The organism is Micromonospora sp. NPDC048871 (assembly GCF_043198155.1).
Taxonomy (GTDB): Bacteria; Actinomycetota; Actinomycetes; order Mycobacteriales; family Micromonosporaceae; genus Micromonospora.
This window is the reverse complement of sequence record NZ_JBICUM010000008.1, coordinates 161,351-185,696: the sequence shown is the minus strand read 5'-3', so window position 1 is coordinate 185,696 and position 24,346 is coordinate 161,351. Positions and strand designations below refer to the sequence as shown.

Sequence of the window (24,346 nt, the reverse complement as noted above, 5' to 3'; positions counted from 1 at the left end):
CCCGCATTCCCCACCTGATCGCAGTTGCCCAGCGCCTGAAGGAGAGCCGCCGCCGTGGCCATGCAGTTCTACGCCTCGCCCGAACAGATCATGCGCGACCGTTCCGAGTTGGCCCGCAAGGGCATCGCCCGGGGGCGGAGCGCGGTGGTCCTGAGCTACGCCGGCGGGGTCCTCTTCGTTGCCGAGAATCTCTCCAGCACCCTGCACAAGGTCAGTGAGATCTATGACCGGATCGGCTTCGCCGCAGTCGGCCGGTACAACGAGTTCGAGAACCTGCGCCGTGCCGGAGTGCGGATGGCCGACCTCAACGGGCTCAGCTACGACCGGCGTGACGTCACCGGTCTGGCGCTGGCCAACGCGTACGCGCAGACCCTCGGCGCCATCTTCACCGAACAGTCCAAGCCGTTCGAGGTGGAGATCTGCGTGGCCGAGGTGGGGGCCACCTCGGAGGAGGACTCGCTGTACCGGCTCACCTACGACGGTTCGGTGAACGACGAGCCGGGCCGGATGGCGATGGGCGGGCAGTCCGAGGCGATCGCCGGGGTGCTGAAGTCGAACCACCAGCCGGACATGTCGCTCGGTGACGCCGTGCGGGTGGCGGTGCAGGCGCTGGGCAGTGTCGGTGGTGAGGGCGGTGCCGCCCGGACGATCGCCGCGAACCAGTTGGAGGTGGCGGTCCTGGACCGCAGCCGGGTGGGGCGTACCTTCCGGCGGATCACCGGGGCGGCCCTGACCGCGCTGCTCGACGGTGAGGCGGCCGGTGAGGCCGCCGACGACGAGCGGGCGAAGACCCCGACCACCCCGACGGAGGAGGCGCACAAGCCGACCACCTCGGCGGGCTCGGCCGACCTGGAGGACAAGCCCGGCAACCCGTCGGAGTCCTGACCCCTCCCGCCCGACCTGGACATACCCTGTGCGGCGCTCGGCAGCCTAGTCTGCCGAGCGCCGCACACGTCGTTGGCGTTCCCGCTGCTCGGCAAGGAATCGTGGGGCGAGCCGGTCAGCAAGGAACAACGGTGCCGCGCGCACCATCAGGCCGACGCCTTCCAGAGGGACAGCTTGTGGCGAGGCGGCAGGTGAGGACGGGCGCCGGGCGTACGGCCGCCAGCGCGTCGGGGACGGTGTGGGAGTCGGGTGCCCGGCCTGGGAGGTCAGCGGGCCAGGAGGGGACGGACCAGGGCCCACCAGGCGGCGGCAACGGCGTTGAAGACGCCCATCCCGGGGGGTGCGTCCACGTTCGAGGGCGCTACCCGGGCGGTTATCAGGTGAGCGAGCACCCCGTCGCCTACGGTGCGTTCGGACTGTAGGCGTTGGCGGCGCCGGCGTACCCAGTCACGGTGCTGCCACAGCCAGGACCAGCCGCGTACCTTCTGGCGGCCCCAGCCACCGGCCAGGGCGGCGGCCAGCATGGCGGCCTCGGTGAGCAGCAGCATCGGTGCCAGCAGGGCCAGGGTCCGTCCCTGGTAGGCGGTGAGCAGGGTGATCAGCCGGTTGCGTTCGACCAGGTACAGCTTGAGGTCGTTGCGGGAGAACTCGTAGTGGTGGCGGACCACCGCGTCGGGCACGTACTCCAGGCGCAGGCCGCGTTGCCACAACCGGAGGCTGAGTTCGGTGTCCTCGTGATAGGCGAAGTATTCCGTGGCGAAGCCGCCCAGTTCCTCCCAGCGCTGCCGGCTGATCACGAAGCAGCAGCCGCTGAGGGAGGGTACGACCGTGCGGCGGGCGTGGGCGCTCGCCGGTTCGCCGTTGCCGCCGGCCCAGGACAGGCCGGTGAAGTGCAACGGGTTGCCGGAGGTGTTGATCAGTTCAGGGGTGTCGGCGAGCCGGATGGAGGCCATCGCGGCGCCGACACCGGGCTCGGCGGCCACCGCGGTGACCTTGGCCAGGGCGTCCGGGGCGACCACCGCGTCGGAGTTGACGAAGGCCAGCCAGTCGCCGCTGGCCTCGGCGGCACCCAGGTTGCAGCCGCCGGAGAAGCCGGTGTTGCTCTCCGGGCGGATCACCCGTACCCCGGGAAGCCCTTTGACCACGTCGATGCCGTCGCTGGTGCAGCCGTTGTCGACCAGCACCAACTCCACCTCGACGCCGGTGCTGGCCAGTACCGCCTGAGCGGCGTCGACCAGCCAGGGTTCGGCGCCGTAGGCGAGCATCACCACGGTCACACGGGCCGGGTTCATCGCGTACCTCCGGGGGTGGTCGCGGACAGTGGCACCGCGACAGGTGGGTGGGGTCGGGACTCACGACGGCGCCGCAGCAGGGCGACCATGACTGCGGCGACCACCAGCGAGCCCACGGTGTAGCCGAGTTCGACCCGCAGGGCCACCGGCAGGGGGGCCAGGGTCGCGGCGACCAGCGCGACCACCCCGAGGGTCCAGGCCAGCGCCTGCGCCCGGTGCCGGTCGCGGGCCAGCAGGGCCTGGCCGAGCACCATGGCCCACAGGTAGGCCAGGGTGGCCAGGGCCAGCCAGGCGAAGTCGCCGTGGCCGAGGATCTCCGGCGCGTCGAACAGGGCCTGCACGAGCCACGGCCCGAGCAGCAGGGTCAGCAGGCCGCCGCCGACCCCCAGGGCGGTGACGATCGCCAGGGCCCGACGCAGCAGGGTGCCGAAGGCTGCCGCGTCGCCGGTGGCGGCGGCGGTGGACAGGCCGGGCAGCAGGGCGGCCTGCATCGAGCCGAAGACGAACAGCGGGATGCGGACCAGCACCAGCGCCGACAGCAGGGCACCGGCGGTGGCGGTGTCGGCCGGGGCCAGCAACCGTACGTTGATCACGCCGACGTTGACCACGACCTGCGACAACAGGCTGGAGGCGGTGAGCAGGGCCAGGCCGCGCAGCAGCGGTGGCCAGGGCAACGGGGTGCCGCCGCCGAGGGCGCGGGTCACCGGCGGGGCGGTCAGGGCGACCGCCAGCAGCGGCGCGGCGACCAGCACCAGGGCGTACGCGACCGGGGAGTCGACCCCGGCCATGGCCAGCGCGGCGACCCCGGCGATGCGCAGCCCGCCGTCGAGCCCGAGTTGGCTGCCGTACCAGTGGAACTGTCCCAGCCCGGAGAGGACCCCCCGGGTGGTGTGGGCCAGCGCCAGGGCGACCAGAGCCCCGGACAGGGTGGCCACCATGGCCCGGTCGCCGTCGAAGAGGCGGTCGGCGAGGGTGTCCGTGGCGGCGGTGACGGCCAGCAGGAGCAGGGCCAGCACGGCGGCGGCGACGGTGGCCCCCCGGGCCAGCACCGGCCCCGGTGGCAGGCCCCGGGTGCGGCGGGCGGAGACCAGCCGGGCCACCTCCTGCTCGACCGGCAGGAACACCCCGATGCCGACCGTGAAGACGATCGACCACAGCACGGACAGCGAGGAGTAGTCACCCGGGGTGAGGGTGTGCCCGGCGACGGCCAGGTGCACGTACGAGGCCAGGCCCACCAGGGCCAGCCCGGCCCCGACGGGAAGGGTGCCGGGTGGGACGAGGCGCAGCAGTCGGCGGATCACCGGCGGATGAGTGCCAGGGTGAGCACGGCCAGGGCCCGCCCCAGGTAGATCATCGCCTTGGCGGGGGAGTGGCTGGGGGTGCCGGCCATTCGCCGGCGCATCGCCACCGGGACCTGCTGGATGCGGTAGCCGCGCCGGGCGGCGTGCACCAGGGTCTCGACCGTGTCGCCGAGGTACTCCGCCGGGTACCACCGGGCGAACATCTCGATCATGCGTCGGTTGGCGGCCCGGAATCCGGAGGTGGTGTCCGTCAGGGTGGTGCCGGCCAGGCCGGAGAGGACCAGTGACAGCATGCCCATCGCCCAGCGGCGGGGCCCGCGCACGAAGTAGTCGCCCTCACCGGCGAACCGGGCCCCGATGACCAGGTCGTAGTCGTCGAGCAGGTCGACCAGCTTCGGCACGTACCGGGGGTCGTGCTGCCCGTCGGCGTCGATCTGCACCGCTACGTCGTAGCCGTGATCGTGGGCGTAGCGGTAGCCCAGCCGCATCGCACCCCCGACCCCGAGGTTGTACGGCAGCCGGGCCACCCGGGCACCGGCGGCCATGGCGACGGCGGCCGTACGGTCCGCCGAACCGTCGTCGACGACCAGCACGTCCACCCCGGGTAGTTCGCCCCGGATCTCGCGGACCACGTCGGCGATCGAACCGGCCTCGTTGAGGGCCGGGATGATGACGAGTAACCGTTTGCCGTTAACCATCGCGGCTCACCAGTTCCTGCCGCTGCGCCCGTTCCGCCCGGTCGGCTTCGACCTCGGCGCGCAGCAGGGCGAACTCCTCGGCCAGGGTCCGGGTCTCCTCCTCCAGGGCGCTCACCTCCCAGCTGAGGTGGATGCAGACCAGCAGCAGGAAGACGATGCCGAGGAAGAGCACCAGACTGACCCCGGAGGCGACGCCGAGCAGGTCGGCCACCCCGTCCAGCAGCCTCGGGAACAGCGACAGCGGGATCACCACGAACAGCAGCCCCAGCCAGAGCATGCCGTATTTCTCCCGCAACTGCCGCCGACGCAGCAGCTCGACGATCGTGCCCAGCAGGACGAGTCCGGTGAGGCCGGTGACCAGGGTGAGCTTCATGCGACCTTCCACGGGGAGGGTGGAGCGGCTGAGGTGAAGGCCTCGACCAGCGTGGTGTGCCAGTTCGGCAGGGGTGACAGGCCGGCCTCAGCCCAACGGCCGTGCCCTAGCACACTGTACGCCGGTCGCGTTGCCGGACGCGGAAACCGACTGCTGGTCGTGGGTCGGACCCGGTCGGGGTCCAGCCCGCGTAGCGCGAACACCGCCCGGGCCAGCCCGTACCAGGTGGTCTGTCCGGAGCAGGTGCCGTGCCAGATGCCGGCTGGGGCCCGACCGGACCGGGCTGCCTCGGCGAGCGCCACCAGTTGCCTCGCCAGGGCGTACGACCAGGTGGGTTGGCCCCGCTGGTCGTCGACGACGTTCAGGAACTCCCGCTGGTCGGCCAGGTCGATCATGGTGGTGACGAAGTTGCGTCCGTGCGCCCCGTACAACCAGGCGGTACGCACCACATGGCCGGTGTCGGGCAGCAGTCGACGCACCGCCTGCTCGCCGACGAGCTTGCTGCGCCCGTACGCGTTGACCGGGGCGGTGGGCGAGTCCTCGCGGTAGGGGGTGTCGGCGTCCCCGGCGAAGACGTAGTCGGTGGAGATGTGCAGCAGGTGCGCGTGGTGGGTGGCGCAGGCGCTGGCCAACTGGGTCACGGCGGTGCCGTTGACCGCAGTCGCCGCCGCTTCCTCCTGCTCGGCACGGTCGACGTCGGTCCAGCCCGCGGCGTTGAGCACCACATCGTGACCGGCCACGGTGTCATTCACGGCAGCGGCGTCGGTGAGGTCCAGCTGGGTGCGGGTGACGGCGGTCACCGTGTGCTCGGGATGCCCGGTCAGGACCTCGACGATGTCTCGCCCGAGCATCCCACCAGCACCGGTGACCAGGATTCTCATGCCTTCGGTGCCTTGCGCAGGGGCTCCCACCAGGAACGGTTGTCCCGGTACCAGGCCACCGTAGCGGCGAGGCCCTCGTCCAGGCTGACGGTGGGGGCGTACCCCAGCTCATTGCTGATTTTGGTGATGTCCAGCGAGTAGCGGCGGTCGTGGCCCTTGCGGTCGGCCACCGGGGTGACCCGGTCCCAGTCGGCGCCGCAGGCCTGCAGGAGCCGGCCGGTCAACTCCTTGTTGGTCAACTCGGTGCCGCCGCCGATGTGGTAGACCTCGCCGGCCTGCCCGTGGTGCTGGACCATCGCCACCCCCCGGCAGTGGTCGTGCACGTGCAGCCAGTCCCGCACGTTGCCGCCGTCGCCGTACAGCGGCACGGACCGGCCGTCGAGCAGGTTGGTCACGAACAGCGGGATGACCTTCTCCGGGAACTGGTACGGGCCGTAGTTGTTGGAGCAGCGGGTCACCACCACGTCCAGGCCGTGGGTGCGGTGGTAGGCCAGGGCCAGCAGGTCGGACCCGGCCTTGGAGGCCGAGTACGGCGAGTTCGGCGCCAACGGCCAGCCCTCGGTCCACGAGCCCTCGGCGATCGAGCCGTACACCTCGTCGGTGGAGACGTGCACGAACCGTCGGACCCCGTGCCGCAGGGCGGCGTCGAGCAGCGTCTGCGTACCCAGCACATTGGTGGTGACGAACGGCTCGGCGCCGGAGATCGAACGGTCGACATGCGACTCGGCGGCGAAATGCACGATCACGTCTTGTCCCGCGACGACCCGGTCGACCACATCGAAGTGACGGATGTCACCTTCGACGAAGTGCAGTCGCGGATCCTCGGCCACCGGCGCCAGGTTGGCCCGATTACCCGAGTAGGTCAATGCGTCGAGCACGGTGACCCGGGACGGCTCCGCCTCCGGCACCCCCTCGGCGCTTCCCCCGGGCATGCCCAGCAGCATGCGCACGTACTCCGAACCGATGAAGCCGGCGCCGCCGGTGACCAGGATCCTCACGGGTCCGGAAGTTTACGCGAAACATCCCCGTTCGACCGTCGTGGCGCTCGCGTGGCCGGGTCGGTGACCTACCGGTAGGCTCCGCCCGGTGCGTGGAATTCTGCTTGCCGGTGGCACCGGATCCCGGCTGTGGCCGATCACCCGGGCGGTGTCGAAACAGCTGATGCCGGTGTTCGACAAGCCGATGATCTACTACCCGCTGTCGACCCTGGTGATGGCCGGGGTACGCGAGATCCTGGTGATCACCACGCCCCAGGAGCAGCACCAGTTCCAGCGTCTGCTCGGCGACGGCAGCCAGTTCGGGCTGCGACTGGAGTACCTGGCCCAGCCCAGGCCGGAGGGGATCGCCCAGGCCTTCGTGCTGGGTGCGGACTTCATCGGCGACCAGGGAGTGGCGCTGATCCTGGGGGACAACATCTTCCACGGGGTCGGCCTGGGCCGACAGTTGTCCGCCGCCGGTGACCCGGTCGGTGGCCGGATCTTCGCCTACCCGGTGGCCAACCCGCAGGCGTACGGGGTGGTGCACTTCGACCCGGACGGCCGAGTGTTGTCGATCGAGGAGAAACCGGAGAAACCCAGATCCCGGTACGCCGTACCCGGTCTGTACTTCTACGACAACCGGGTGGTGGAGATCGCCCGTGGCCTCACCCCCAGCAGCCGGGGCGAGTTGGAGATCACCGCGGTCAACGAGGCGTACCGCCAGTGGGGTGAACTGTCCGTGACCGTCCTGGACCGGGGCACCGCCTGGCTGGACACCGGCACCTTCACCTCGTTGATGCAGGCCGCCGAGTTCGTCCGGGTGATCGAGGAACGGCAGGGCATGAAGATCGGCTGCGTCGAGGAGGTCGCCTGGCGGGCCGGGCTGATCGACGACGACCAACTGCGTGCCCTGGCCGAGCCGTTGACCAGCAGCGGCTACGGTGACTACCTGCTCGGCCTGCTCAACGGCGAGCGATACGAACTGATCAACCCGGGGGAGGTCCGGTGAAACTACGCCCGTTGGGCATCGAGGGCGCCTGGGAGATCACGCCGCAGCAGCACGGCGACTCCCGTGGGCTGTTCCTGGAGTGGTACCGCGCCGACCGGCTGGCCGAGGCGATCGGGCGGCCGTTGCACCTGGCCCAGAGCAACCTCTCCGTCTCCGCCCGCGACGTGGTGCGCGGCATCCACTTCTCCGACGTGCCCCCCGGGCAGGCCAAGTACGTGACCTGCGTACGCGGCGCGGTGCTGGACGTGGTGGTGGACATCCGGGTCGGCTCGCCCACCTTCGGCCAGTGGGAGACCCTGCGCCTGGACGACGTGGACCGGCGGGCGGTGTACGTGCCGGAGGGGCTCGGCCACGGCTTCTGCGCCCTGACCGACGACGCCACCCTGAACTACCTCTGCACGACGACCTACGACCCCTCGACCGACCGGGCGGTGAACCCCCTGGACGAGGAGTTGGGCATCGAGTGGCCGACCGGGACCCCGCTGCTGTCCGCCCGCGACGCCGCCGCCCCGACCCTGGCCCAGGCGCGGGAGATGGGGCTGCTGCCGGACTACGAAACCTGCCGACGTCAGGCCGCCGGCCTGGCCCTGGAGGCACCGGGCGGACGGTGACCGGTCACGGCCCGGTACAGCAGAGGTGTCACGACAGTGACGAATCGGGGCTCCGTACGGCTAATGTCTCATCATGGAACGGCGAATCTTCGGTCTGGAGACCGAGTACGGCGTCACCTGCACCTACCGCGGACAGCGCAGGCTGTCTCCCGACGAAGTAGCCCGGTACCTCTTCCGCCGGGTCGTGTCCTGGGGCCGGTCGAGCAACGTCTTCCTGCGTAACGGCGCTCGGCTCTACCTGGACGTCGGCTCGCACCCGGAGTACGCCACCCCGGAGTGCGACTCGGTGATCGACCTGGTGGCCCACGACCGGGCCGGTGAGCGCATCCTGGAAGGGCTGCTCATCGACGCGGAGAAGCGGCTGCACGACGAGGGCATCGCGGGCGAGATCTACCTGTTCAAGAACAACACCGACTCGGCCGGCAACTCGTACGGCTGCCACGAGAACTACCTGGTCTCCCGGCACGGGGAGTTCGGCCGACTGGCCGACGTGTTGATCCCGTTCCTGGTCACCCGGCAGTTGATCTGTGGCGCGGGGAAGGTGTTGCAGACCCCCCGGGGCGCGGTCTACTGCCTGTCCCAGCGGGCCGAGCACATCTGGGAGGGGGTCTCCTCGGCCACCACCCGCAGCCGTCCGATCATCAACACCCGGGACGAGCCGCACGCGGACGCCGAGCGGTACCGCCGGCTGCACGTCATCGTCGGCGACTCCAACATGAACGAGGTCACCACCCTGCTGAAGGTCGGCAGCGCCGACATCGTGCTGCGGATGATCGAGGCCGGGGTGGTGATGCGGGACCTCACCCTGGAGAACCCGATCCGGGCCATCCGGGAGGTGTCGCACGACATCACCGGTCGCCGCAAGGTGCGGCTGGCCTCCGGCAAGGAGGTCAGCGCCCTGGAGATCCAGCAGGAGTACCTGGCCAAGGCGACCGAGTTCGTCGAGCGTCGGGGCGGCGACCAGACCGCCAAGCGGGTGGTCGAGTTGTGGGGCCGGGTGCTGCGGGCGGTGGAGACCGGTGACCTGGAACCGGTCTCCCGGGAGATCGACTGGGTGACCAAGCTGCGGTTGATCGAGCGCTACCAGCGCAAGCACGACCTGCCGTTGTCGCACCCCCGGGTGGCCCAGATGGATCTCGCCTACCACGACCTGCGCCGGGGTCGGGGGCTCTACGCCCTGCTGGAACGGCGTGGGGAGGTGGATCGGGTGGCCACCGATCCGGAGATCTTCGAGGCCAAGGAGACCCCGCCGCAGACCACCCGGGCCCGGCTGCGCGGGGAGTTCATCCGCAACGCCCAGGAGAAGCGGCGCGACTTCACGGTCGACTGGGTGCACCTGAAGCTCAACGACCAGGCGCAACGCACCGTGCTCTGCAAGGACCCCTTCCGGGCGTACGACGAGCGGGTGGAGCGGTTGATCGCCAGCATGTGACCGGCTGCACCGGGCCCGTCCGCCTCGGGCGGGCCCGGTAGGCTGGTCGGACCATGCTTCCTTCCGAACCTTCCACCCCGGGCGCCGAGCGGCAGAGCTTTCTGGAACGCCGCCGCGACAAGGTCCGCGCCGAGATCGAGCGCAACCGCCGAGGCGAGTACACCGTGCCCACCTGGGTGCTGGCGTTGGCCCTGGCCCTGATGGTCGGCGGCTGGCTGGCCCTGGTCGTCTTCGCCTGAGGTGTAAGGAAGGGCCCCTTATTAACGCTTGCGGTAGAGCAGGGGCCCCCTTTTAACGCGTACCCCGGGTCGGCTCAGGCCGCAGCGGTGCCGAGCAGGCGGGCGGCGTGTCGGCCAGCGGCGGCGGCGGCCAGGAAGTAAGCGTGATCGGCGTCCAGCCCGCGGCCCATCGTCGACAGGGGCACCGGACTGCCCCGTAGTGCCGCGTCCAGCCCGGTGGTGTCCACCCGCAGCACGGTGTGCCGGTCGGCGAGCGGGGCCAGCGCGGCATCGACCTCGGCGGCCAGGGCCGGGTCCAGGCCGTCGGGCACCACCAGCTCCGCGCGGGCCAGCGCCACCCGGCCGTACGCGGTCAGACTGTGATGTGACACCCCACGGTGCCGTGCCCGGGGGTCGGCGTCGGAGATCCGCAACGAGCCGACCGGTCGGCCGCCCAGGGTGGCGATCGCGTTGACCGCCTCACCCACGGCCACACCGGAGAAGCCCCACCGGGTGCCGGTGCCGAGGTTGCCCGGGCCCTGCGCCACCACGGCCACGTCGGCGTGCAGCACATGCCGGGCGGCCAGCAGACCGCTGTGCAGGGTCGAGGCCTCCAGGTCGCCGCCGAAGGCCTGCCCGACACTGATGGTGCCGACCATTTCCTCGCGCAGCGCGGAGAGCGTACGGGAGAACCAGGCGGGCAGCGCCCCACCATCGGTGAGCAGGTACGCGACCCGGGCCTGCGGAGCGTCCGCGCGGATGCCGGCGAGGATGGCCGGCAGTGCCGAGTGCAGGTCGGCGGTCACCACCGGCAGCCCGGCCAGGTCCTCGGCGGCGGCCAGCACCTCGTGGTGGGGTGAGGCCTCCTCATCGACCCCGAGCAGGATCGGTTGCAGCGGGGTGTAGCGGGCCTTGACCAGGTGACCGGCGTCGCGGCTGTCGACCGCCTCCGGCGGATCCGGCGGCAGCCGGTCCGGCAGCGCCACGACCAGGGCGTACCCGCCGGTGCCCAGCCCCATCAGCAGCGCCCCGGCGTTCAGCAGCACCCGATCACCGGCCTCCGGCATCCCCACCAGTTCCGGGTAAGCCAACGCCCGCATCGAGCCCCCGTCGAGAAGGGTGACGTCCAACTCCACGGCCCCCACCCACCGCCGCCGTACCCCCGCCACCGTCCCCACCCGCCACCGCACCATGCCCCGCACGCTAACCCCACCCCACCCCCACCCTCACCCCGCCCCCTCGCGCCCTACCCCAGCCCTCGCCGATCTTGCACTTTTTGTCCGGGCAAAGCCCTCAAATAGGGCGATCGGGCGACCGAAAGTGCAAGATCGGCGAGGTGGGATGGTGGGGTGGGGCGGCATGTCGGCGTGGGTACATGTGTTCGGGGGGTCGGCTGCTAGCGTCTACGGGGTGTCGCGCAGCCGCACCGAACGCCTGGTCAACCTGGTGATCTGTCTGCTGTCTACGCGGCGGTTCCTGACCGCCGCGCAGATCGCCGCGACCGTGCCCGGTTATGAGCACGATCCGGACGATGCCCGCGAGCACGAGGCCTTCCAGCGCAAGTTCGAGCGGGACAAGGCCGAGTTGCGGGAGTTGGGCGTGCCGCTGGAGACCGGCACGGCCAGCGCCTTCGACACCGAACCCGGGTATCGGATCGCCCGCCGGGAGTACGCCCTCCCGGAGATTCCCCTCGAGCCGGACGAGGCCGCCGCGGTGGGCATCGCCGCCCGGTTGTGGCAGCACGCGGGACTGGCCGCCGCCGCCTCCTCCGGCCTGGCGAAGCTCCGCGCCGCCGGTGTGGACGTGGACCCCCACGCCACCCTCGGGTTGGAGCCGATGGTCAATGTCGATCCGGCCTTCGCGCCGTTGACCGCCGCCGCCCGGGATCGCCGCGAGGTCCGCTTCGACTACCGGGTACCGGACCGGGACGCCCCCGACCACCGTCGACTCCAGCCGTGGGGGGTGGTCTGCTGGCGCGGACGCTGGTACGTGGTCGGCCACGATCTGGATCGGGACGCCACCCGCTGTTTCCGGTTGTCCCGGGTGGTCGGCACGGTCCGGGTCACCGGGGTGCCCGGCGCCTACCAGCCGCCGCCCGGTGTCGACCTGATCAGCCACGTGGCCAACTGGTCCGGCCCGACCGAGCACACCGGCCGGGCCACCGTCCTGGTCACCCCCGGGCGGGCGGCCGGGCTGCGCCGGGTGGCGGTCGAGGTGACCTCCGGGCCGGAGGCGGACCGGCTGGTCCTGCCGTACAGCGACATGGACCTGTTCGCCAGTCACCTCGTCGGCTACGGGCCCGAGGTGCGGGTGCTTGACCCACCCGAGGTACGCGAGGCGGTCATCCAGCGGCTCAAGGAGATCGCCGCCCACCACGACGACTCCCCGGCGGTCGGCCCGCCGAACACGAGGAGTGAGCTTGTGAGCCCGGCAGTCCCGAACGGAAGGCGGGCGCGATGAGCGCGAAGGCCGGCACCCGTACCTCCGCCGACCGGTTGGCCCGGCTGCTCAACCTGGTGCCGTACCTGCTGGCCCGGCCCGGCATCGAGATCGCCGAGGCGGCCGGGGATCTAGGGGTGACCGAGCGGCAGTTGCGTGAGGATCTGGAACTGCTCTGGGTCTGCGGCCTGCCGGGTTACGGTCCGGGTGACCTGATCGACATGGCCTTCGACGGTGACCGGGTGACCATCACCTACGACGCCGGTATCGACCGCCCGCTGCGGCTCACCCCGGACGAGGCCCTGGCCCTGGTCGTGGCGCTGCGGATGCTGGCCGAGACCCCCGGGGTGGCCAACCGGGAAGCCGTGGAGCGGGCCCTGGCGAAGATCGAGGACGCCGGGGGTGACCTCGTGGCGGCGCCGGTGGAGGTCCGGCTGCCCGGTGACGGGCCGCGGGTCGAGCAGTTGCGGGCCGCGGTGGCCGGGGGGCGTGCGCTGCGGATCACCTACTACACCCGGGCGCGTGACGAGACGACCGAGCGGGTGATCGACCCCCTGCGGATGCTGATGTTCGGCGGTCGGGCGTACGTCGAGGCGTGGTGCCGGAGGGCCGAGGCGGTACGGCTGTTCCGGGCCGACCGGATCGACGCGGTAACCGAGCTGGAGGAGCCGGCCGTGGTGCCGCCGCAGGCCCGCCCCCAGGATCTCAGCGGGGGACTGTTCCGCCCCTCACCGGAGCTACCGCTGATCACCCTGCGGATCGGCCGGAGGGACCGGTGGATCACGGAGTACTACCCGTGTGAGCGGGTCGAGTCCGACGGTGAGCGGTGGGTGGTCTCGCTGCGGGTCACCGATCTCGGCTGGGCCCGGCGCTTCGTGCTCGGTCTGGGTCCGGAGGTCACCGTGCTGGCCCCGGCCGAGCTGGCCGAGCAGGTACGGGACTGCGCCGTGGCGGCCCTGGAGGCGTACGCGACACCGGTGCTGCCCGGCCTGCACCCGGCGGCGACGGGGTCCGGGCAGTAGGCTGACGCCGTGCTGAAGTGGATCCTGCTCGCGCTGGTGCTGGTGCCGTTGATCGTCCTGGTGCTGGCGGTCCGTCCCCTGCTCGGCCGGTTGCCGCAGCTGCGCCGGGCTGCGCTGCGGCTACGGCAGCGGGCCGACGAGGCGATGGTCCTGCAGGCCGCCGCGGAGAACCTCCAGCAGCAGGCCGAGGGGTTGCAGAGCCGGCTGGAGACGACCCAGCAGCGGATGACCCTGATCCGGGCCCGCCGAGGCGACTGAAACGACCACCCCCGGCCGTCGGGCTCCGGCACCGGTCGGAGGCGGATGAGAACCGGTTCGGGCACGAAGATCCAGTCGTCTGGTTGACGGAATACTCGCAGGTGGCCGAGACTTCACCCGCCGGACCGATCCACCACCTCCCGGTGGGTGGCAACAGCCCGCGTCACACGTACGATGGGCTGCGGAACCACCCCCATTTGACACAAGCGACTGGAGCTTCACATGGGTGCCCTCAGGCCCTGGCACATCGCCGTACTCGTGGTCGTGATGATCCTGCTCTTCGGCGCGAAGCGGCTTCCGGACGCGGCGCGTTCCCTGGGTCGTTCGCTGCGCATCATCAAGGCCGAGACCAAGAGCCTGGCTGACGATGACGACCGCGACCTGGCCGGCAAGGCCGACGCGCAGGCCGGCTACCAGCCGCTCACGCCGCAGCCTCCGCAGCAGCAGCCGTACCAGGGTACGGTGCAGCAGCCGGTCGTCGACCCGGTGCAGCGCGTCCGCGACAACTGAGCGAGGGGCTCGACCACCGTGGCCTTCGCCCTGCGTAAGCGTGGCCCGAGCAAGTTCGAACGGGCCGCCGACGGCTCGATGACCCTGATCGAGCACTTTCGTGAGCTGCGTACCCGACTGTTCCGGGCGTCGCTGGCGATCGTGGTCGGGCTGATCGCCGGCTTCGCGCTGGCCCAGCCGGCGTTCGACCTCCTGGCCCAGCCGTACTGCCGGCTGCCCGGCATGATGGTCGACGGTAAGTGTCAGCAGTTCCTGATGCTCGCCCCCGCCGACGGCTTCATCCTCAAGCTCAAGCTGGCGCTCTGGATCGGTCTGATCCTCGGCGCGCCGGTCTGGCTGTTCCAACTGTGGGCGTTCATCGCGCCCGGCCTGCACCGGCACGAGCGCAAGTGGGCGTACGTCTTCGTCACGATCGCGGCTCCGCTGTTCGCCGCCGGTGCGGTGCTGGCCTACTTCGTGGTCGACAAGGGTTTGGCCTTCCTGCTGGAGGCCGGTGTCACCGGCACGGACTCGCAGCTGGAGGTGACCCGCTACATCAGCTTCGTCACCACCATGATCCTGCTGTTCGGGGTGGCCTTCGAGTTCCCGCTGACCCTGCTGATGCTCAACTTCACCGGGGTGGTCAGCGCCAAGCGCCTGCTGAGCTGGTGGCGGGCGGTGGTCTTCATCTGCTTCGCCTTCGCGGCGGTGGCCACCCCCGACCCGGGCCCCTTCGGCATGACCCTGCTGGCCCTCTGTCTGAGCCTGCTCTATTTCATCGCGGTCGGGGTGGCCTTCCTCAACGACCGGCGCAAGGGCCGCGGCAAGGAGGTCTACGCCGGCATCGACGACGACGAGGCCTCCCCGCTGGAGGTGGATCTGGAGCCGGTGTCGGCGGGACGGCCGGTGGACCAGGTCAGCCCGATCGAGCCGCCGGAGCCGATCGTGGCACCCAAGCCGATCGAACGGCGCTACGACGACGTCACCTGATGACGGGCTGCCCCGGTAGCGGGGCAGCCCGCAGGGACCGCCGGTGCGTTGTCCGCCACCCCTGCCTTTAGCGCACGGGGTGTCGCCTGTCAGCGATGCAGTCGGTAATCCGTCACCGGGTCTCCCAGGTGCAACAACTGGGTAATGACTTCTTTACGATTTGTTGTCGCACCCCATCAGGAAGGTCGTTGCCCGTGCGCCGTACGTTGTCCTGCCGCTGGCCCACCTGACCTGAGCGGGCACGGGTGGCACGGTCGGTACGCCGGCTGTGTCGTGGTGGGCCCGTTGCGCGGTCGGTCACCGTGACTGCGCGCGCCCTCCTGCCTGATCGCGGCCCGTGTCATGCGAAGGATCTGGCCCACCACCATTGCCGCCTCGGGAGTCCCGTCTATGGGACTCCCACGGCGGCAGCGCGCGTCCACAGATCGGGAGTCAGCATTGATCCACGTCGTCGTCGCCGAGGAGATGAGTCTGCTGCGCAGTGCGCTCTGCGTGGCATTGTCGAGCGAGGAGGAGATCGAGGTGATCGCCCAGGTCGCCCGGGTGGAGGAGTTGCCCGAGGTACTGCGGCGGCACCAACCCGACGTCGTACTGGTGGACCTGGCTTCGGAGGTCTCCCCGCCGGCCAAGGTGGTCGCCGAGATCGCGGGCGCCGCCCCCGACGCCGCGGTGCTGGCGATGGGCCGCCGGTGGAGCCCGGAGGTGGTGGAGGAGTTGTTGGATGCCGGGGCACATGGGCTGATCGGCATGGATGCTCCGGTGGAGGCGCTGGTCGGGGCGGTGCGGGAGGTCGCGACCGGCGAGCGGGTGATCGACGCGGAGGTCGCCGTGACGGCCCTGCGGCCAGCGGGCAGTCCGCTGACTCGCCGCGAGGCGGAGGTGCTGCGGGTGGCCGCCGAAGGGCTGCCGCTCAAGGACATCGCCCGGCGACTCTTCCTGGCGCACGGCACGGTGCGCAACCATCTGTCGGCGGTGATGCGCAAGACGGGTGCCCGCAACCGGATGGAGGCGGTGTGGCATGCCCGCCGCCACGGTTGGATCTAGCCGACAACAGGATCGCTGCGGCGAGGGCCGGCAGCAGCGGGGTTGCGGAGGCGAGCGCCGGCAGCGACCCGAGCGGGGGCTTGGCTCACCGAGCGGCACCGGTCGGTACGTGTTTGAATGTTGACGGTTCGTGATCCGCCTGGCGGTTCCCGGGAAGGTCGACGTGATCCGTACCCTGCTAGCCCTCGACGGTGCCCTGGTCCGGGGTGCCCTCTCCCTCGTTCTCGCCGCCGAGGCCGACATCAGCGTGGTGGCGGAACTCGACCGGGGTGAGGCCCTTCCCGCGCTGATCCAGGCCCAGCGGCCCGACGTGGCGGTCATCGACCTCGATCTGGTCGGGTCGGCCGGTGCGGCGGGCTGCCCGATGCTGGTGCTGGTCGACCAGCGTCGGGCCCGCCGCCTGCACCGGGTCCTCGTGCCGGGACGCCCCCTCGGGGTACTCGGCAGCGACGTCGCGCCGCGTCGGGTGCTGGAGGGGGTCCGGCGGCTGTCCCGAGGGGAGTCGGTGATCGACGTGGACCTGGTCCAGGCGGCGTTGACCCGGGAGAGCCCGCTGTCGGCACGGGAGACCCAGATTCTCGATCTGACCGCGGCGGGAGCGCCGGTCGTCGAGGTCGCCCGGGCCCTGGGCCTGGCACCGGGCACGGTGCGCAACCATCTCGGGCGGATCGCCCGCAAGGTCGGCGCCCGCACCCGGGTGGAGGCCGTACGGGTCGCCCACGAGGCCGGCTGGATCTGACCCCGGGCGGGCACCGGTGTCCTACGGCGACCTGACCCGGGTGAGCATGGTGCTGTTCCGGCTGCCCAGCTGAGCCCGCCCCGCCCCGACGGGCCGCCCAGTCCGTGCCGCCCGACCGCGCCCGACCGACGGGCCGGGCCTTCACGCCCGGGTGGAGGTCACGGCCTGTCGGGTGTCCGGGGCGGGGTCCTGCCAGTGACCGACCAGTTCCCGGTAGGTGGGGGAGAGGTGCAGCAGTTCCTGGTGGCTGCCGACCAGTGGCCGGTCGCCGTCGAACACCAGCACCCGGTGGGCGCGCAGCGCCGAACTGATCCGGTGGGCGATCACCACGAGGGTGCCCGGGCGGTCGGCGAAGGCCCGTTCGACCCTGGCCTCCATGCCGGGGTCCAGGTGACAGGTCGCCTCGTCCAGGATGACCAACGGGGCCGGGGCCAGATAGGCCCGTACCGCGGCGATGAGTTGACGTTCCCCGGCGGAGAGGGCACCGGGCTCGACCTCGGCCGCCAACCCACCGAGGCGGTCGACCAGTGGCCAGGCGCCGAGGGCCTCCAGGGCCGCCGCCACGGTCGCCTCGTCCGCCTCCGGCCGCAGGTACAACAGGTTGTCGGCGAGGGTGCCGCTGCGGACGTACGCCTCCTGCGGCACCAGCACCCGCAGCCGGGCCAGGGCCTGGGGGGTGGCGGCGGTGACCGGGGTATCGGCCAGGTGCACCCTGCCGGACTCCGGTGGCGCCAGCCCGGCGATCAGGGCGGCCAGGGTGGATTTGCCGGCACCACTGGGCCCTACCACGGCCAGGTGTTCCCCGTGGGCCACCGTCAGGGTGAAGTCGGCGAGGACCGGCTTGGCGTGCGGGCCGTACCGGAAGGTCAGCCCGCAGGCCCGCACCGCCGGCGGCACCGCGGTGGTCCGCGGTGCCGGCCCGAGAGCCGGCGGTGGGGCGACAGGACTGGAGTCGGGCGGCGGGCTGCTGCGCAGGATCCGGTCCAGGGTCACGGCGTAGCGCAGGCCCCCGCCGCCCACCCCCTGCACGAGAGCGTGCAGGGCCGGTTGCAGACCGGTGGTGACGTAGACCAGCGCGCCCAGCACCGCACCGGTGCTCAGCCCTTGGCGCACCAGCCAGGGGGCGGCCAGCAGCAGGATCACCACGGGCAGCCAACCGCCCAGCCCTAGGCTGAGGCTGCGCAGGGCCGCCATCCGGGCCAGAGTCCGCTCGGTGTTCGACTGGGTGACGATTCGCCGGTCGACCGCGGCGACCACCCGGTCCTGCCCGCCGCAGGCCAGGACGTCGCGATGTCCGGTCAGGGCGGCGGCGGCCGAGCGGCCCAGTTCCTCACCGGCGGCCACCTGGGCCCGCTGGTGGGTGACCATCGCCGGCAGCGCCGCCGCGAACACGGCCAGCCCGAGCAGCAGCGGCGCGGCCACCGCCGCGGCCAGGGGCGGCGACAGGGCCAGCAGGCCGAGCAGCGCCGCACCGGCGGTGAACAGGAAACCCCGGACCACCAGCAGCAGGCCGCCGAAGGTGTCCCGGACGACCTCCACCTGTTGGGTCAGCCGGGCCACAGCGGCGCTGTCCGGTCGGCCACCGGCCCGGGTGGCCTCGCGCAGGGCACCGTCGACCACCCGGGTGGCCAACTCGTCACGGAAGGGCTCGACCACGGCACCGAGACTGCGGTACACCCGGCCGGTGGCGACCGCCCCGATCAGCACGGCGGCGGCCAGCCCGGCCAGCCAGGCCAGGCCGGTGGTGAACCGACCGGCCAGGAAGCCCTGGTCGACCGCCCGGGCCACGAGCAGGCCGCTGAGCAGCGCCGGCAGGGACTCGCCCACCGACCAGGCGGCCAGTCGGCCCAGCGGACGGCGGCGGGCCCGCAACGCCGCCCAGGTGGTCCGGCGTACCCCGGTCATCGGGGGTCCCCGGCCGGGGTGAAGATCGCCCGGTAGTCCGGGTCGGCCCAGAGCCGTCGGTGCGGCCCCACCGCCCGCACCCGGCCGTCGTCGATCCAGGCGACCAGGTCGGCCGCGGCGGCGGTCGCCGCACGGTGGGTCACCACCAGCCGGGTACGACCCTCGGCTCCCTCGGCCACCGCCTGGCTGATCCGGTGCTCCGTGGCGGTGTCCAGGCTGGACATGGCGTCGTCCAGGACCAGTACCCGTTCGGCGCAGAAGGCGCGGGCCAGCCCGAGGCGCTGGGCCTCGCCCCCGGAGAAGGGTGCCTCCGACAGCGGGGTGCGGAACCCGTCCGGCAACCGGGCCACGACGTCGGCCACCTGGGCGGCCCGGGTCACCGCCAGCACGGGCGCGGTCGCCGGGTTCGCACCGGCGGGCGGGTCGGCCGACTCCGGGGGCAGGGCCAGACCGATCGCATCGTGGACGGTCTCGCCGACCAGGACCGGCCGGTCGAAGGCGTGTCCGATGCCCCGCCGCAGCGCCGCCGGGCTCAACCGGGGCAGGGGTGTCCCGTCGAGCAGCACCTCACCGGCGTCCGGGTCGTGCAGCCGCCCGGCCACGGCGGCGAGGGTCGACTTGCCGACTCCGGAACGCCCGACGACCGCGAGGGTGCTGCCGGCCGGCACGAGCAGATCCACCCCGCGCAGCAGGGGGCGCCCGTCCTCGCGGTGCACCTCGACCCCGCGCAGCCGCAGCTCACCGCGGCCGGGGGGGAGGGCCTCGTCGCCGTAGCGGCGGGTGGGCCGGGCCAGTGGCTCGGCGATCCGGCTGGCCGCCGCACGGGCGCGTACCAGCCGGTGCAGGGTGGCCAGCACCGCACCCAACCCGGCGCCCAGGGCGGCGTACTGCACTGCGGCCACCAGTTGTCCGGGGGTCAGCCAGCCGACCGTGAGGGCGTACCCGCCGACGGCTACGACGGCCGCCTGCAACAGCGGACCCACCGCGGCGGTGCGGGCGCTGGCCTGGGCCAGCAACCGCCAGCCGAGCGACCCGTACCGGCGTAGCTCCGGCAGGGCGGCCAGCACCCGGTCGCGTTCGGGGTCCACGGTCGCGGCGGCGGCGATGGTGCGGGCCCCGCCGAGGGCCTCCAGCAGCCGTCCGGCGATGCCGCCCAACACCCGCTGGTAGCCGGTCACGGCGGCGGAGGCGTCGCTGACGAAGGCCCGCATGAGTACGGCGAGCACCACCAGCCCACCGAGCAGGGTGATCCCCAGCAGCGGCTCGATCAGGATCAGCGCCACCACGCTGCCGACCGGCGGCACCAGGGCGACCACCCCGAACACCACCGCGGTGCCGGCCTGCCCGGCGTCGGCGCTCTGCCCGACCAGCCGGCCGACCAGGTCACCCACCGGGTACCGGCGGACCGTGCGGACATCGCAGGCGAAGAGGTGGCGCAGCAGTCGCCGACGCAGCAGGAGAGTGGCCCTGGCCGTGCCGTAGCCGGCGGCCAGGTCACCGAGGATGTCGGTGACCAGCAGGCCGGCGACCAGGGCGCAGGCCACAGCCGGCCACCAGGAGGCCGTACCCCCGACGGCGGCGTCGACGGCGAGCCCCAGGGCGGCCGGAAGCGCGAGTTCGGCGGCGGCGCCGACGAGCGCCACCACCGTGAGCAGGACGGTCCAACCGCCGCCGTCCCGGACCACCCGGCGCAACAGCCGGTCGGCGCCGTCTCGAGTCGGCATCGGCACCTCCCGCGAGAAAGACGTGCGGCCCTGGGCGGGTTCATCGCCCCGCCCAGGGCCTCGCGTGGCGACCTATCAGTTGCAGGTCGTGACGGACAGCGAGCTGTCGCCGCAGAGCAGCAGGCTCGCCCGGCTGCCGCCGCCGGTGCGGTCGGCGGGGGCCATCTCCAGGCCCTGGAGGTCCAGAAGCGCCATGTCTTGTCACCTCCTTCCGTGCTGGTCGGTCTGATCGGATCCCCTCGCATCAGCGAGGGTGTCTGGGGCGCCCGTCAGGGGCGCGAGGAAGGGCAGCGTCACCGGGGCCTCGGCCCGGGCGGTGGCCAGGGCCAGCAGGACCCCTGCGGTGCCGGTGCCCAGGTCCATGGAGAGCCGCAACAGCTGCTCGCCCGGGAAGGCGGTCCCGTCCGCGTACGGCAGGGCGTGCCAGCCGAGGCGTTCGACCTGCGTGGCCAGTTCTGCGGCCAGGGCCGGGTCGTCCGGGTACGCCGCCAGGTAGGCGATGATGCCGGCCCGCCCGGCGAACAGGCCGGACTGCGCGTAGAAGGGGGACCGGGCGGCGCGCCGTACCCCGGCGCTGGCCTCGGCGAACCGCTCGTCGGTCCGGTGGCGCAGGTACTGGTCGAGCACCAGCCCGATGCCGACACTGCCCTGCCCCAGGTAGGGCATGGTGCGCCAGCCCTCGTTGACCTCCAGGGCGCCGTCCGGACGGACCACACAGCGGTGCAGGTCCTGCCGCAGTGCGGTGGCGGCGTGGGTCAGCAGGTCGGGCTCACCGGTCAGCTCGTGCAGCCGCACCAGCATCAGGGCCGGTCCGCTGCGACCGCGCAGCAGTCCCGCGTACGAGTGTCGACCACCGCTGATCTCCGAGGTCGGCTCGTCGGTGAGTTGGGCGACCACCCGTTCGGCGGCCGACCAGGCGGCCTCGCGCAGGGCCGGCTCGCCGGTGCGTCCGGCCAACTCTGCGAGGTTGAGCGCGATTCCGGAGAGGCCACCGGCCAGGCTGTGGTCCAACCCGTCCAGGGGTTGCCGCAGGCAGATGTCGAGCACGTCCAGGGCGTCCTGTCGGCGGCCCAGCAGCTCCAGGGCGTACGCGACGCCGTGCAGCCCGTCGTAGAAGCCGCAGCGGGTGCCGGAGGCCGGTGAGGTGGCCTGGCGTACCAGCCACTGTTCGAGTTCCGGCCAGCGCCCGGCGCCGCTGACGTGCAGGGCGTACAGGACTCCGGCGGCGCCGTGGGCGAGATTGAGCCCACCGCTGCGGAACTGCTCGATGTCGCCGGGGAAGAGTCGGTCCTCGCGCCCGGGTGTGGCGCTGGCCAGGATGGCCCGGGCCAACCGGTCGCGGTGGGCGGGTCCTAGGTCGACGGTGAGGTCGACTCGGGGTTCCGCTGCTGCCGGGCTTTCCCCGGTGATCTCCGCGACGGCGGCGTCCAGAAGCTCTTGGGGCACCGGGAACCGCTCGGCGATCACCTCCGCCAGGTGTGCGGCCTTGGCCGGTGCCAGGCGGACCAGTTGGGTCAGCGGCAGGAACAACGCCAGCCGCAGGCAGGCCAGGGCGTAGTTGTCGACCGCGGGACCGGTGCGGTCCCGGGGGGCGGCGAAACCCTGGTTGCGCAGGCCGGGCCGGCGGTGCCCGTCGATCGGCGCGGCCACCTCGAAGTCGACCAGGGCGATCCGGTCGTCCGGGCGGACCATCACGTTGAACAGGTGCAGGTCGCCGTAGACCAGGCCGCGTTCGTGGATGGCCTTGATGACCTGCTCGACCTGCCGGTGGACCTCCAGGGCCCAGCGGGTGTAGTCGGCCCGGTCGGCGTCCGTGGCGTCGGCGTCGATGAGGGGGTACCGGTCGACCAGCACCTTGTTCAACGCCCGGCCCTCGATGAACTCCAGCGCCAGGAACCGGTGCTCGCCGAGGGTGAACTCGTCGTGCACCCGGGGCACCTGTGGCAGGTCGGCGAGTCGACGCAGCGCCTCGGCCTCGCGGGACAGCCGGGCCACCGCGTCGGTGCCGTCGGCGTCCAGGCCGGCGTGCGGTCGCGCCTCCTTGAGCACCACCTGGGTGTCGGTGCGCAGGTCCCGGCCGACGTAGAGGCCGCCGCCGTTGGAGAAGTGGATGACCTTCTCGATCCGGTACGGCACCTCGTCCGTGCTGGTGGCGTTGCGGGCGGCCAGGTGGGGTGCCAGGAAGTCCGGCAGGGTCACCCAGTCGGGTACGTGGAAGACCGGGTCGCGCCGGTCCGGCACCAGGGTGCCGGTGCCGTCCTCGATCGCCGGTACGACCTGCCCGTCCGCCGAGTGGCAGTAGCGGGCGGCGAAGCCGCCGTAGCGTACGAACACCGGGCCGGTGCCGTAGCGCAGGTCGCTGAGGATGTACGGGCCGGACTCCCCGGCGAGCAGCTCGTCGAGTTCCTTGCAGACCAGTTCCAGCTCCGCCTCGTCGTGCGGGTAGACGGTGACGAACTTGCCGCTGGCCGCCCGGGAGGCGTACTTGGAGTTGCGCAGCAGCAGAGTGCGCGGACCACGCAGGAACTTGAAGGACAGCCCACGCGGGACGCAGTAGTCCCAGACCAGGTCCAGCACCCGCTCGGCGTTGTCCAGGGTGGCCGCCACATGGATCTTCCAGCCCTGCTGGGGCAGCGAGTCGCCGTCCGGGGCGTAGATCAGCCAGTCGTCCAGCGGCTCGGTACGCCAACCCTCCGGCAGCGCTCGCCGGGCCGCGGCGAAGGTGGGCTGCTCGACGGCGTTGCCGAGGGAGTCGTAGAAGTGTCGGTCGGCGGCGCAGTAGCTGTCGTAACGGTCGTCCACCGCGATTCCTCCCTCCCCTGATCGGCTCGTCCTCGTGCCCTGCTGGCTGATAAGAGTTTGTCCGTTCGGCCTATGGCGGAGCCAGTGCGTTCCGTCATGAGGTGCAGTGCGTGCCGCACAATCGACCGTGACAAATGTCAGGTGAGGGCCGGTGGCCCCGCCGAGGGTCTTCCGCCGCCGGTCGCTTCGATGGCCGGACCGCGCATGACGGCCGATGCCCGAGGGGCCGCCGGGCAGGGCATTTCGGCGGATGCCCGGGGGTGGCCGGGCCGGGTACGGTGCACGCCGTGACGGCAGACGATCACCCCTCGCCGGCCGATCGGCCGATCGCCGTTCTGACCAACCCCACCGCCGGCCGAGGGCGCCATCGGGGACTGCTACCCGAGGTGCTGGACCGCCTGGCGGCCGGCGGTCGCCCCCTGCGGGTGCTGGAGGCCCGCACCCGTACCCAGGCCGAGGCCGCCTGCCGCGAGGCGGTCGCCGAGGGGGCCGCGGCCCTGGTCGCGGTCGGTGGCGACGGCACCATGCACCTGGCCCTACAGGCGGTGGCCGGCACCCCGGTGCCCTTCGGCGCGGTACCGGCCGGCACCGGCAACGACTTCGCCGAAGCCACCGGCTTTCCCGCCGACCCCCTGGCCGCCGCGGACGCCGTCACGGCCGCCCTGCGCCAGGGACGAACCCGCCCGGTCGACCTGGCCCGGATCACCGGCCCGGACGGCGCACACCGGTGGTACGGCGGGGTACTCGCGGCCGGGTTCGACGCGATCGTCAACGAACGGGCCAATCGGATGCGCTGGCCACGCGGCCCCCGCCGCTACGACCTGGCGATCCTGGTGGAGTTGGCCCGACTACGCCCGCGCCATTACACCCTGCGCCTGGACGGGGTGACCCACGAGACGGAGGCCGTGCTGGTGGCGGTCGGCAACTGCCCCTCCTACGGCGGGGGAATGCGGATCTGCCCCGACGCCGACCCCAACGACGGCCTGCTGGACGTCGTCGTGGGTGGGCGCTACACCCGGCGAACCCTGATCCGCGAGAAGCCGAAGATCTACCGGGGCACCCACGTCCACCACCCGCTGGCGCGCACCTACCGGGCCCGCACCGTGGAGATAGCCGCCGCCGAGATCACCACCTACGCCGACGGCGAACGCTGCCTACCCCTCCCGATAACCATCACCGCCACCCCCACCGCCCTCCACCTCCTCCTCCCCTAACCCCCCACCCCACCGGTGGCCCCCGTTGATCATGAGGTTAGCG

Annotated in this window: 24 protein-coding genes; 13 read left to right on the top strand and 11 right to left on the bottom strand. The window is 72.1% G+C overall.

Translation table 11 applies throughout. The annotated features are described in order from the left end of the window. Positions 1-54 precede the first annotated feature (54 nt). Complete coding sequence (gene prcA, locus ACGFIK_RS19555; protein ID WP_327025552.1) at positions 55-885, top strand: proteasome subunit alpha; 831 nt, start codon at positions 55-57, stop codon at positions 883-885. A 266-nt stretch (positions 886-1,151) separates the two neighbouring features. Here prcA and ACGFIK_RS19550 read toward each other — a convergent pair whose 3' ends face one another. From ACGFIK_RS19550 to rfbB, 6 genes are read right to left on the bottom strand one after another with little or no spacing between them, the layout of a single operon-like run. Next, positions 1,152-2,177, bottom strand: a complete 1,026-nt coding sequence (locus tag ACGFIK_RS19550; protein ID WP_393340527.1) for a glycosyltransferase family 2 protein — start codon at positions 2,175-2,177, stop codon at positions 1,152-1,154. Next, positions 2,174-3,478, bottom strand: coding sequence for a polysaccharide biosynthesis protein (locus tag ACGFIK_RS19545; protein WP_393340525.1), 1,305 nt, complete (start codon positions 3,476-3,478; stop codon positions 2,174-2,176). Before ACGFIK_RS19545 ends, ACGFIK_RS19550 begins: the two co-directional genes overlap by 4 nt. Continuing rightward, the gene (locus ACGFIK_RS19540) at positions 3,475-4,176 is read right to left on the bottom strand and encodes a glycosyltransferase family 2 protein (protein ID WP_327025555.1); all 702 of its coding nucleotides are present in this window, start codon (positions 4,174-4,176) and stop codon (positions 3,475-3,477) included. Before ACGFIK_RS19540 ends, ACGFIK_RS19545 begins: the two co-directional genes overlap by 4 nt. Next, positions 4,169-4,549, bottom strand: a complete 381-nt coding sequence (locus tag ACGFIK_RS19535; protein ID WP_327025556.1) for a DUF2304 domain-containing protein — start codon at positions 4,547-4,549, stop codon at positions 4,169-4,171. Before ACGFIK_RS19535 ends, ACGFIK_RS19540 begins: the two co-directional genes overlap by 8 nt. Continuing rightward, complete coding sequence (rfbD, locus tag ACGFIK_RS19530) at positions 4,546-5,430, bottom strand: dTDP-4-dehydrorhamnose reductase (RefSeq protein WP_327025557.1); 885 nt, start codon at positions 5,428-5,430, stop codon at positions 4,546-4,548. The genes ACGFIK_RS19535 and rfbD overlap by 4 nt, the downstream gene beginning before the upstream one ends. Next, positions 5,427-6,428, bottom strand: coding sequence for a dTDP-glucose 4,6-dehydratase (gene rfbB / locus ACGFIK_RS19525; protein WP_393340521.1), 1,002 nt, complete (start codon positions 6,426-6,428; stop codon positions 5,427-5,429). The genes rfbD and rfbB overlap by 4 nt, the downstream gene beginning before the upstream one ends. A gap of 88 nt (positions 6,429-6,516) precedes the next feature. Here rfbB and rfbA point away from each other — a divergent pair, with 88 nt between their 5' ends. The 4 genes from rfbA (at position 6,517) to ACGFIK_RS19505 (ending at position 9,698) form a co-directional block, all read left to right on the top strand. After that, on the top strand, positions 6,517-7,416 hold the full coding sequence (gene rfbA, locus ACGFIK_RS19520) for a glucose-1-phosphate thymidylyltransferase RfbA (protein ID WP_327025559.1): 900 nt from the start codon (positions 6,517-6,519) through the stop codon (positions 7,414-7,416). Further along, positions 7,413-8,027 (top strand): dTDP-4-dehydrorhamnose 3,5-epimerase, encoded by a 615-nt coding sequence (gene rfbC, locus ACGFIK_RS19515; RefSeq protein WP_357532384.1) that lies wholly within the window; start codon positions 7,413-7,415, stop codon positions 8,025-8,027. The genes rfbA and rfbC overlap by 4 nt, the downstream gene beginning before the upstream one ends. Before the next feature lie 73 nt (positions 8,028-8,100). Beyond that, positions 8,101-9,459 (top strand): Pup--protein ligase, encoded by a 1,359-nt coding sequence (gene pafA, locus ACGFIK_RS19510; RefSeq protein ID WP_327025561.1) that lies wholly within the window; start codon positions 8,101-8,103, stop codon positions 9,457-9,459. Between the two features lie 53 nt (positions 9,460-9,512). Then, positions 9,513-9,698 carry a hypothetical protein gene (locus ACGFIK_RS19505; RefSeq protein ID WP_327025562.1) on the top strand — a complete coding sequence of 62 codons (186 nt, stop codon included), beginning with the start codon at positions 9,513-9,515 and terminating at the stop codon, positions 9,696-9,698. A 74-nt stretch (positions 9,699-9,772) separates the two neighbouring features. Here the strand turns inward: ACGFIK_RS19505 and ACGFIK_RS19500 are convergent, their stop codons facing one another. Next, entirely contained in the window at positions 9,773-10,870 is a 1,098-nt protein-coding gene (locus ACGFIK_RS19500) for a DUF3866 family protein (protein ID WP_393340516.1), read from the bottom strand. A gap of 217 nt (positions 10,871-11,087) precedes the next feature. Here ACGFIK_RS19500 and ACGFIK_RS19495 point away from each other — a divergent pair, with 217 nt between their 5' ends. From ACGFIK_RS19495 to ACGFIK_RS19465, 7 genes are all read left to right on the top strand, one after another. Beyond that, positions 11,088-12,137, top strand: coding sequence for a WYL domain-containing protein (locus tag ACGFIK_RS19495; protein ID WP_327025564.1), 1,050 nt, complete (start codon positions 11,088-11,090; stop codon positions 12,135-12,137). Beyond that, positions 12,134-13,138 carry a YafY family protein gene (locus ACGFIK_RS19490; RefSeq protein ID WP_327025565.1) on the top strand — a complete coding sequence of 335 codons (1,005 nt, stop codon included), beginning with the start codon at positions 12,134-12,136 and terminating at the stop codon, positions 13,136-13,138. The genes ACGFIK_RS19495 and ACGFIK_RS19490 overlap by 4 nt, the downstream gene beginning before the upstream one ends. A gap of 9 nt (positions 13,139-13,147) precedes the next feature. Beyond that, on the top strand, positions 13,148-13,396 hold the full coding sequence (locus tag ACGFIK_RS19485; RefSeq protein ID WP_327025566.1) for a hypothetical protein: 249 nt from the start codon (positions 13,148-13,150) through the stop codon (positions 13,394-13,396). Between the two features lie 222 nt (positions 13,397-13,618). Further along, the gene (gene tatA / locus ACGFIK_RS19480; RefSeq protein ID WP_327025567.1) at positions 13,619-13,906 is read left to right on the top strand and encodes a Sec-independent protein translocase subunit TatA; all 288 of its coding nucleotides are present in this window, start codon (positions 13,619-13,621) and stop codon (positions 13,904-13,906) included. A gap of 18 nt (positions 13,907-13,924) precedes the next feature. Then, positions 13,925-14,875 (top strand): twin-arginine translocase subunit TatC, encoded by a 951-nt coding sequence (tatC, locus tag ACGFIK_RS19475; protein ID WP_327025568.1) that lies wholly within the window; start codon positions 13,925-13,927, stop codon positions 14,873-14,875. A gap of 438 nt (positions 14,876-15,313) precedes the next feature. Then, entirely contained in the window at positions 15,314-15,919 is a 606-nt protein-coding gene (locus tag ACGFIK_RS19470) for a response regulator transcription factor (protein ID WP_327025569.1), read from the top strand. A 130-nt stretch (positions 15,920-16,049) separates the two neighbouring features. Then, a complete protein-coding gene (locus ACGFIK_RS19465; RefSeq protein ID WP_327025570.1) occupies positions 16,050-16,658 on the top strand; it encodes a response regulator transcription factor in 609 nt (202 codons plus the stop codon). A 141-nt stretch (positions 16,659-16,799) separates the two neighbouring features. Here the strand turns inward: ACGFIK_RS19465 and ACGFIK_RS19460 are convergent, their stop codons facing one another. The 4 genes from ACGFIK_RS19460 to lanKC all read right to left on the bottom strand — a co-directional run bounded on the left by ACGFIK_RS19460 (position 16,800) and on the right by lanKC (position 23,089). Next, positions 16,800-18,563, bottom strand: coding sequence for an ABC transporter ATP-binding protein (locus tag ACGFIK_RS19460; protein WP_357532613.1), 1,764 nt, complete (start codon positions 18,561-18,563; stop codon positions 16,800-16,802). Next, entirely contained in the window at positions 18,560-20,287 is a 1,728-nt protein-coding gene (locus ACGFIK_RS19455) for an ATP-binding cassette domain-containing protein (protein WP_393340510.1), read from the bottom strand. The genes ACGFIK_RS19460 and ACGFIK_RS19455 overlap by 4 nt, the downstream gene beginning before the upstream one ends. Positions 20,288-20,362: 75 nt before the next feature. Continuing rightward, positions 20,363-20,482 (bottom strand): SapB/AmfS family lanthipeptide, encoded by a 120-nt coding sequence (locus tag ACGFIK_RS19450; RefSeq protein WP_013734295.1) that lies wholly within the window; start codon positions 20,480-20,482, stop codon positions 20,363-20,365. A 6-nt stretch (positions 20,483-20,488) separates the two neighbouring features. Continuing rightward, positions 20,489-23,089 (bottom strand): class III lanthionine synthetase LanKC, encoded by a 2,601-nt coding sequence (lanKC, locus tag ACGFIK_RS19445; protein ID WP_393340507.1) that lies wholly within the window; start codon positions 23,087-23,089, stop codon positions 20,489-20,491. 278 nt (positions 23,090-23,367) lie between these two features. On the opposite strand from lanKC, the gene ACGFIK_RS19440 reads away from it, so the two are divergent. After that, the gene (locus tag ACGFIK_RS19440) at positions 23,368-24,303 is read left to right on the top strand and encodes a YegS/Rv2252/BmrU family lipid kinase (protein ID WP_393340551.1); all 936 of its coding nucleotides are present in this window, start codon (positions 23,368-23,370) and stop codon (positions 24,301-24,303) included. The last annotated feature ends 43 nt before the right edge of the window (positions 24,304-24,346 follow it).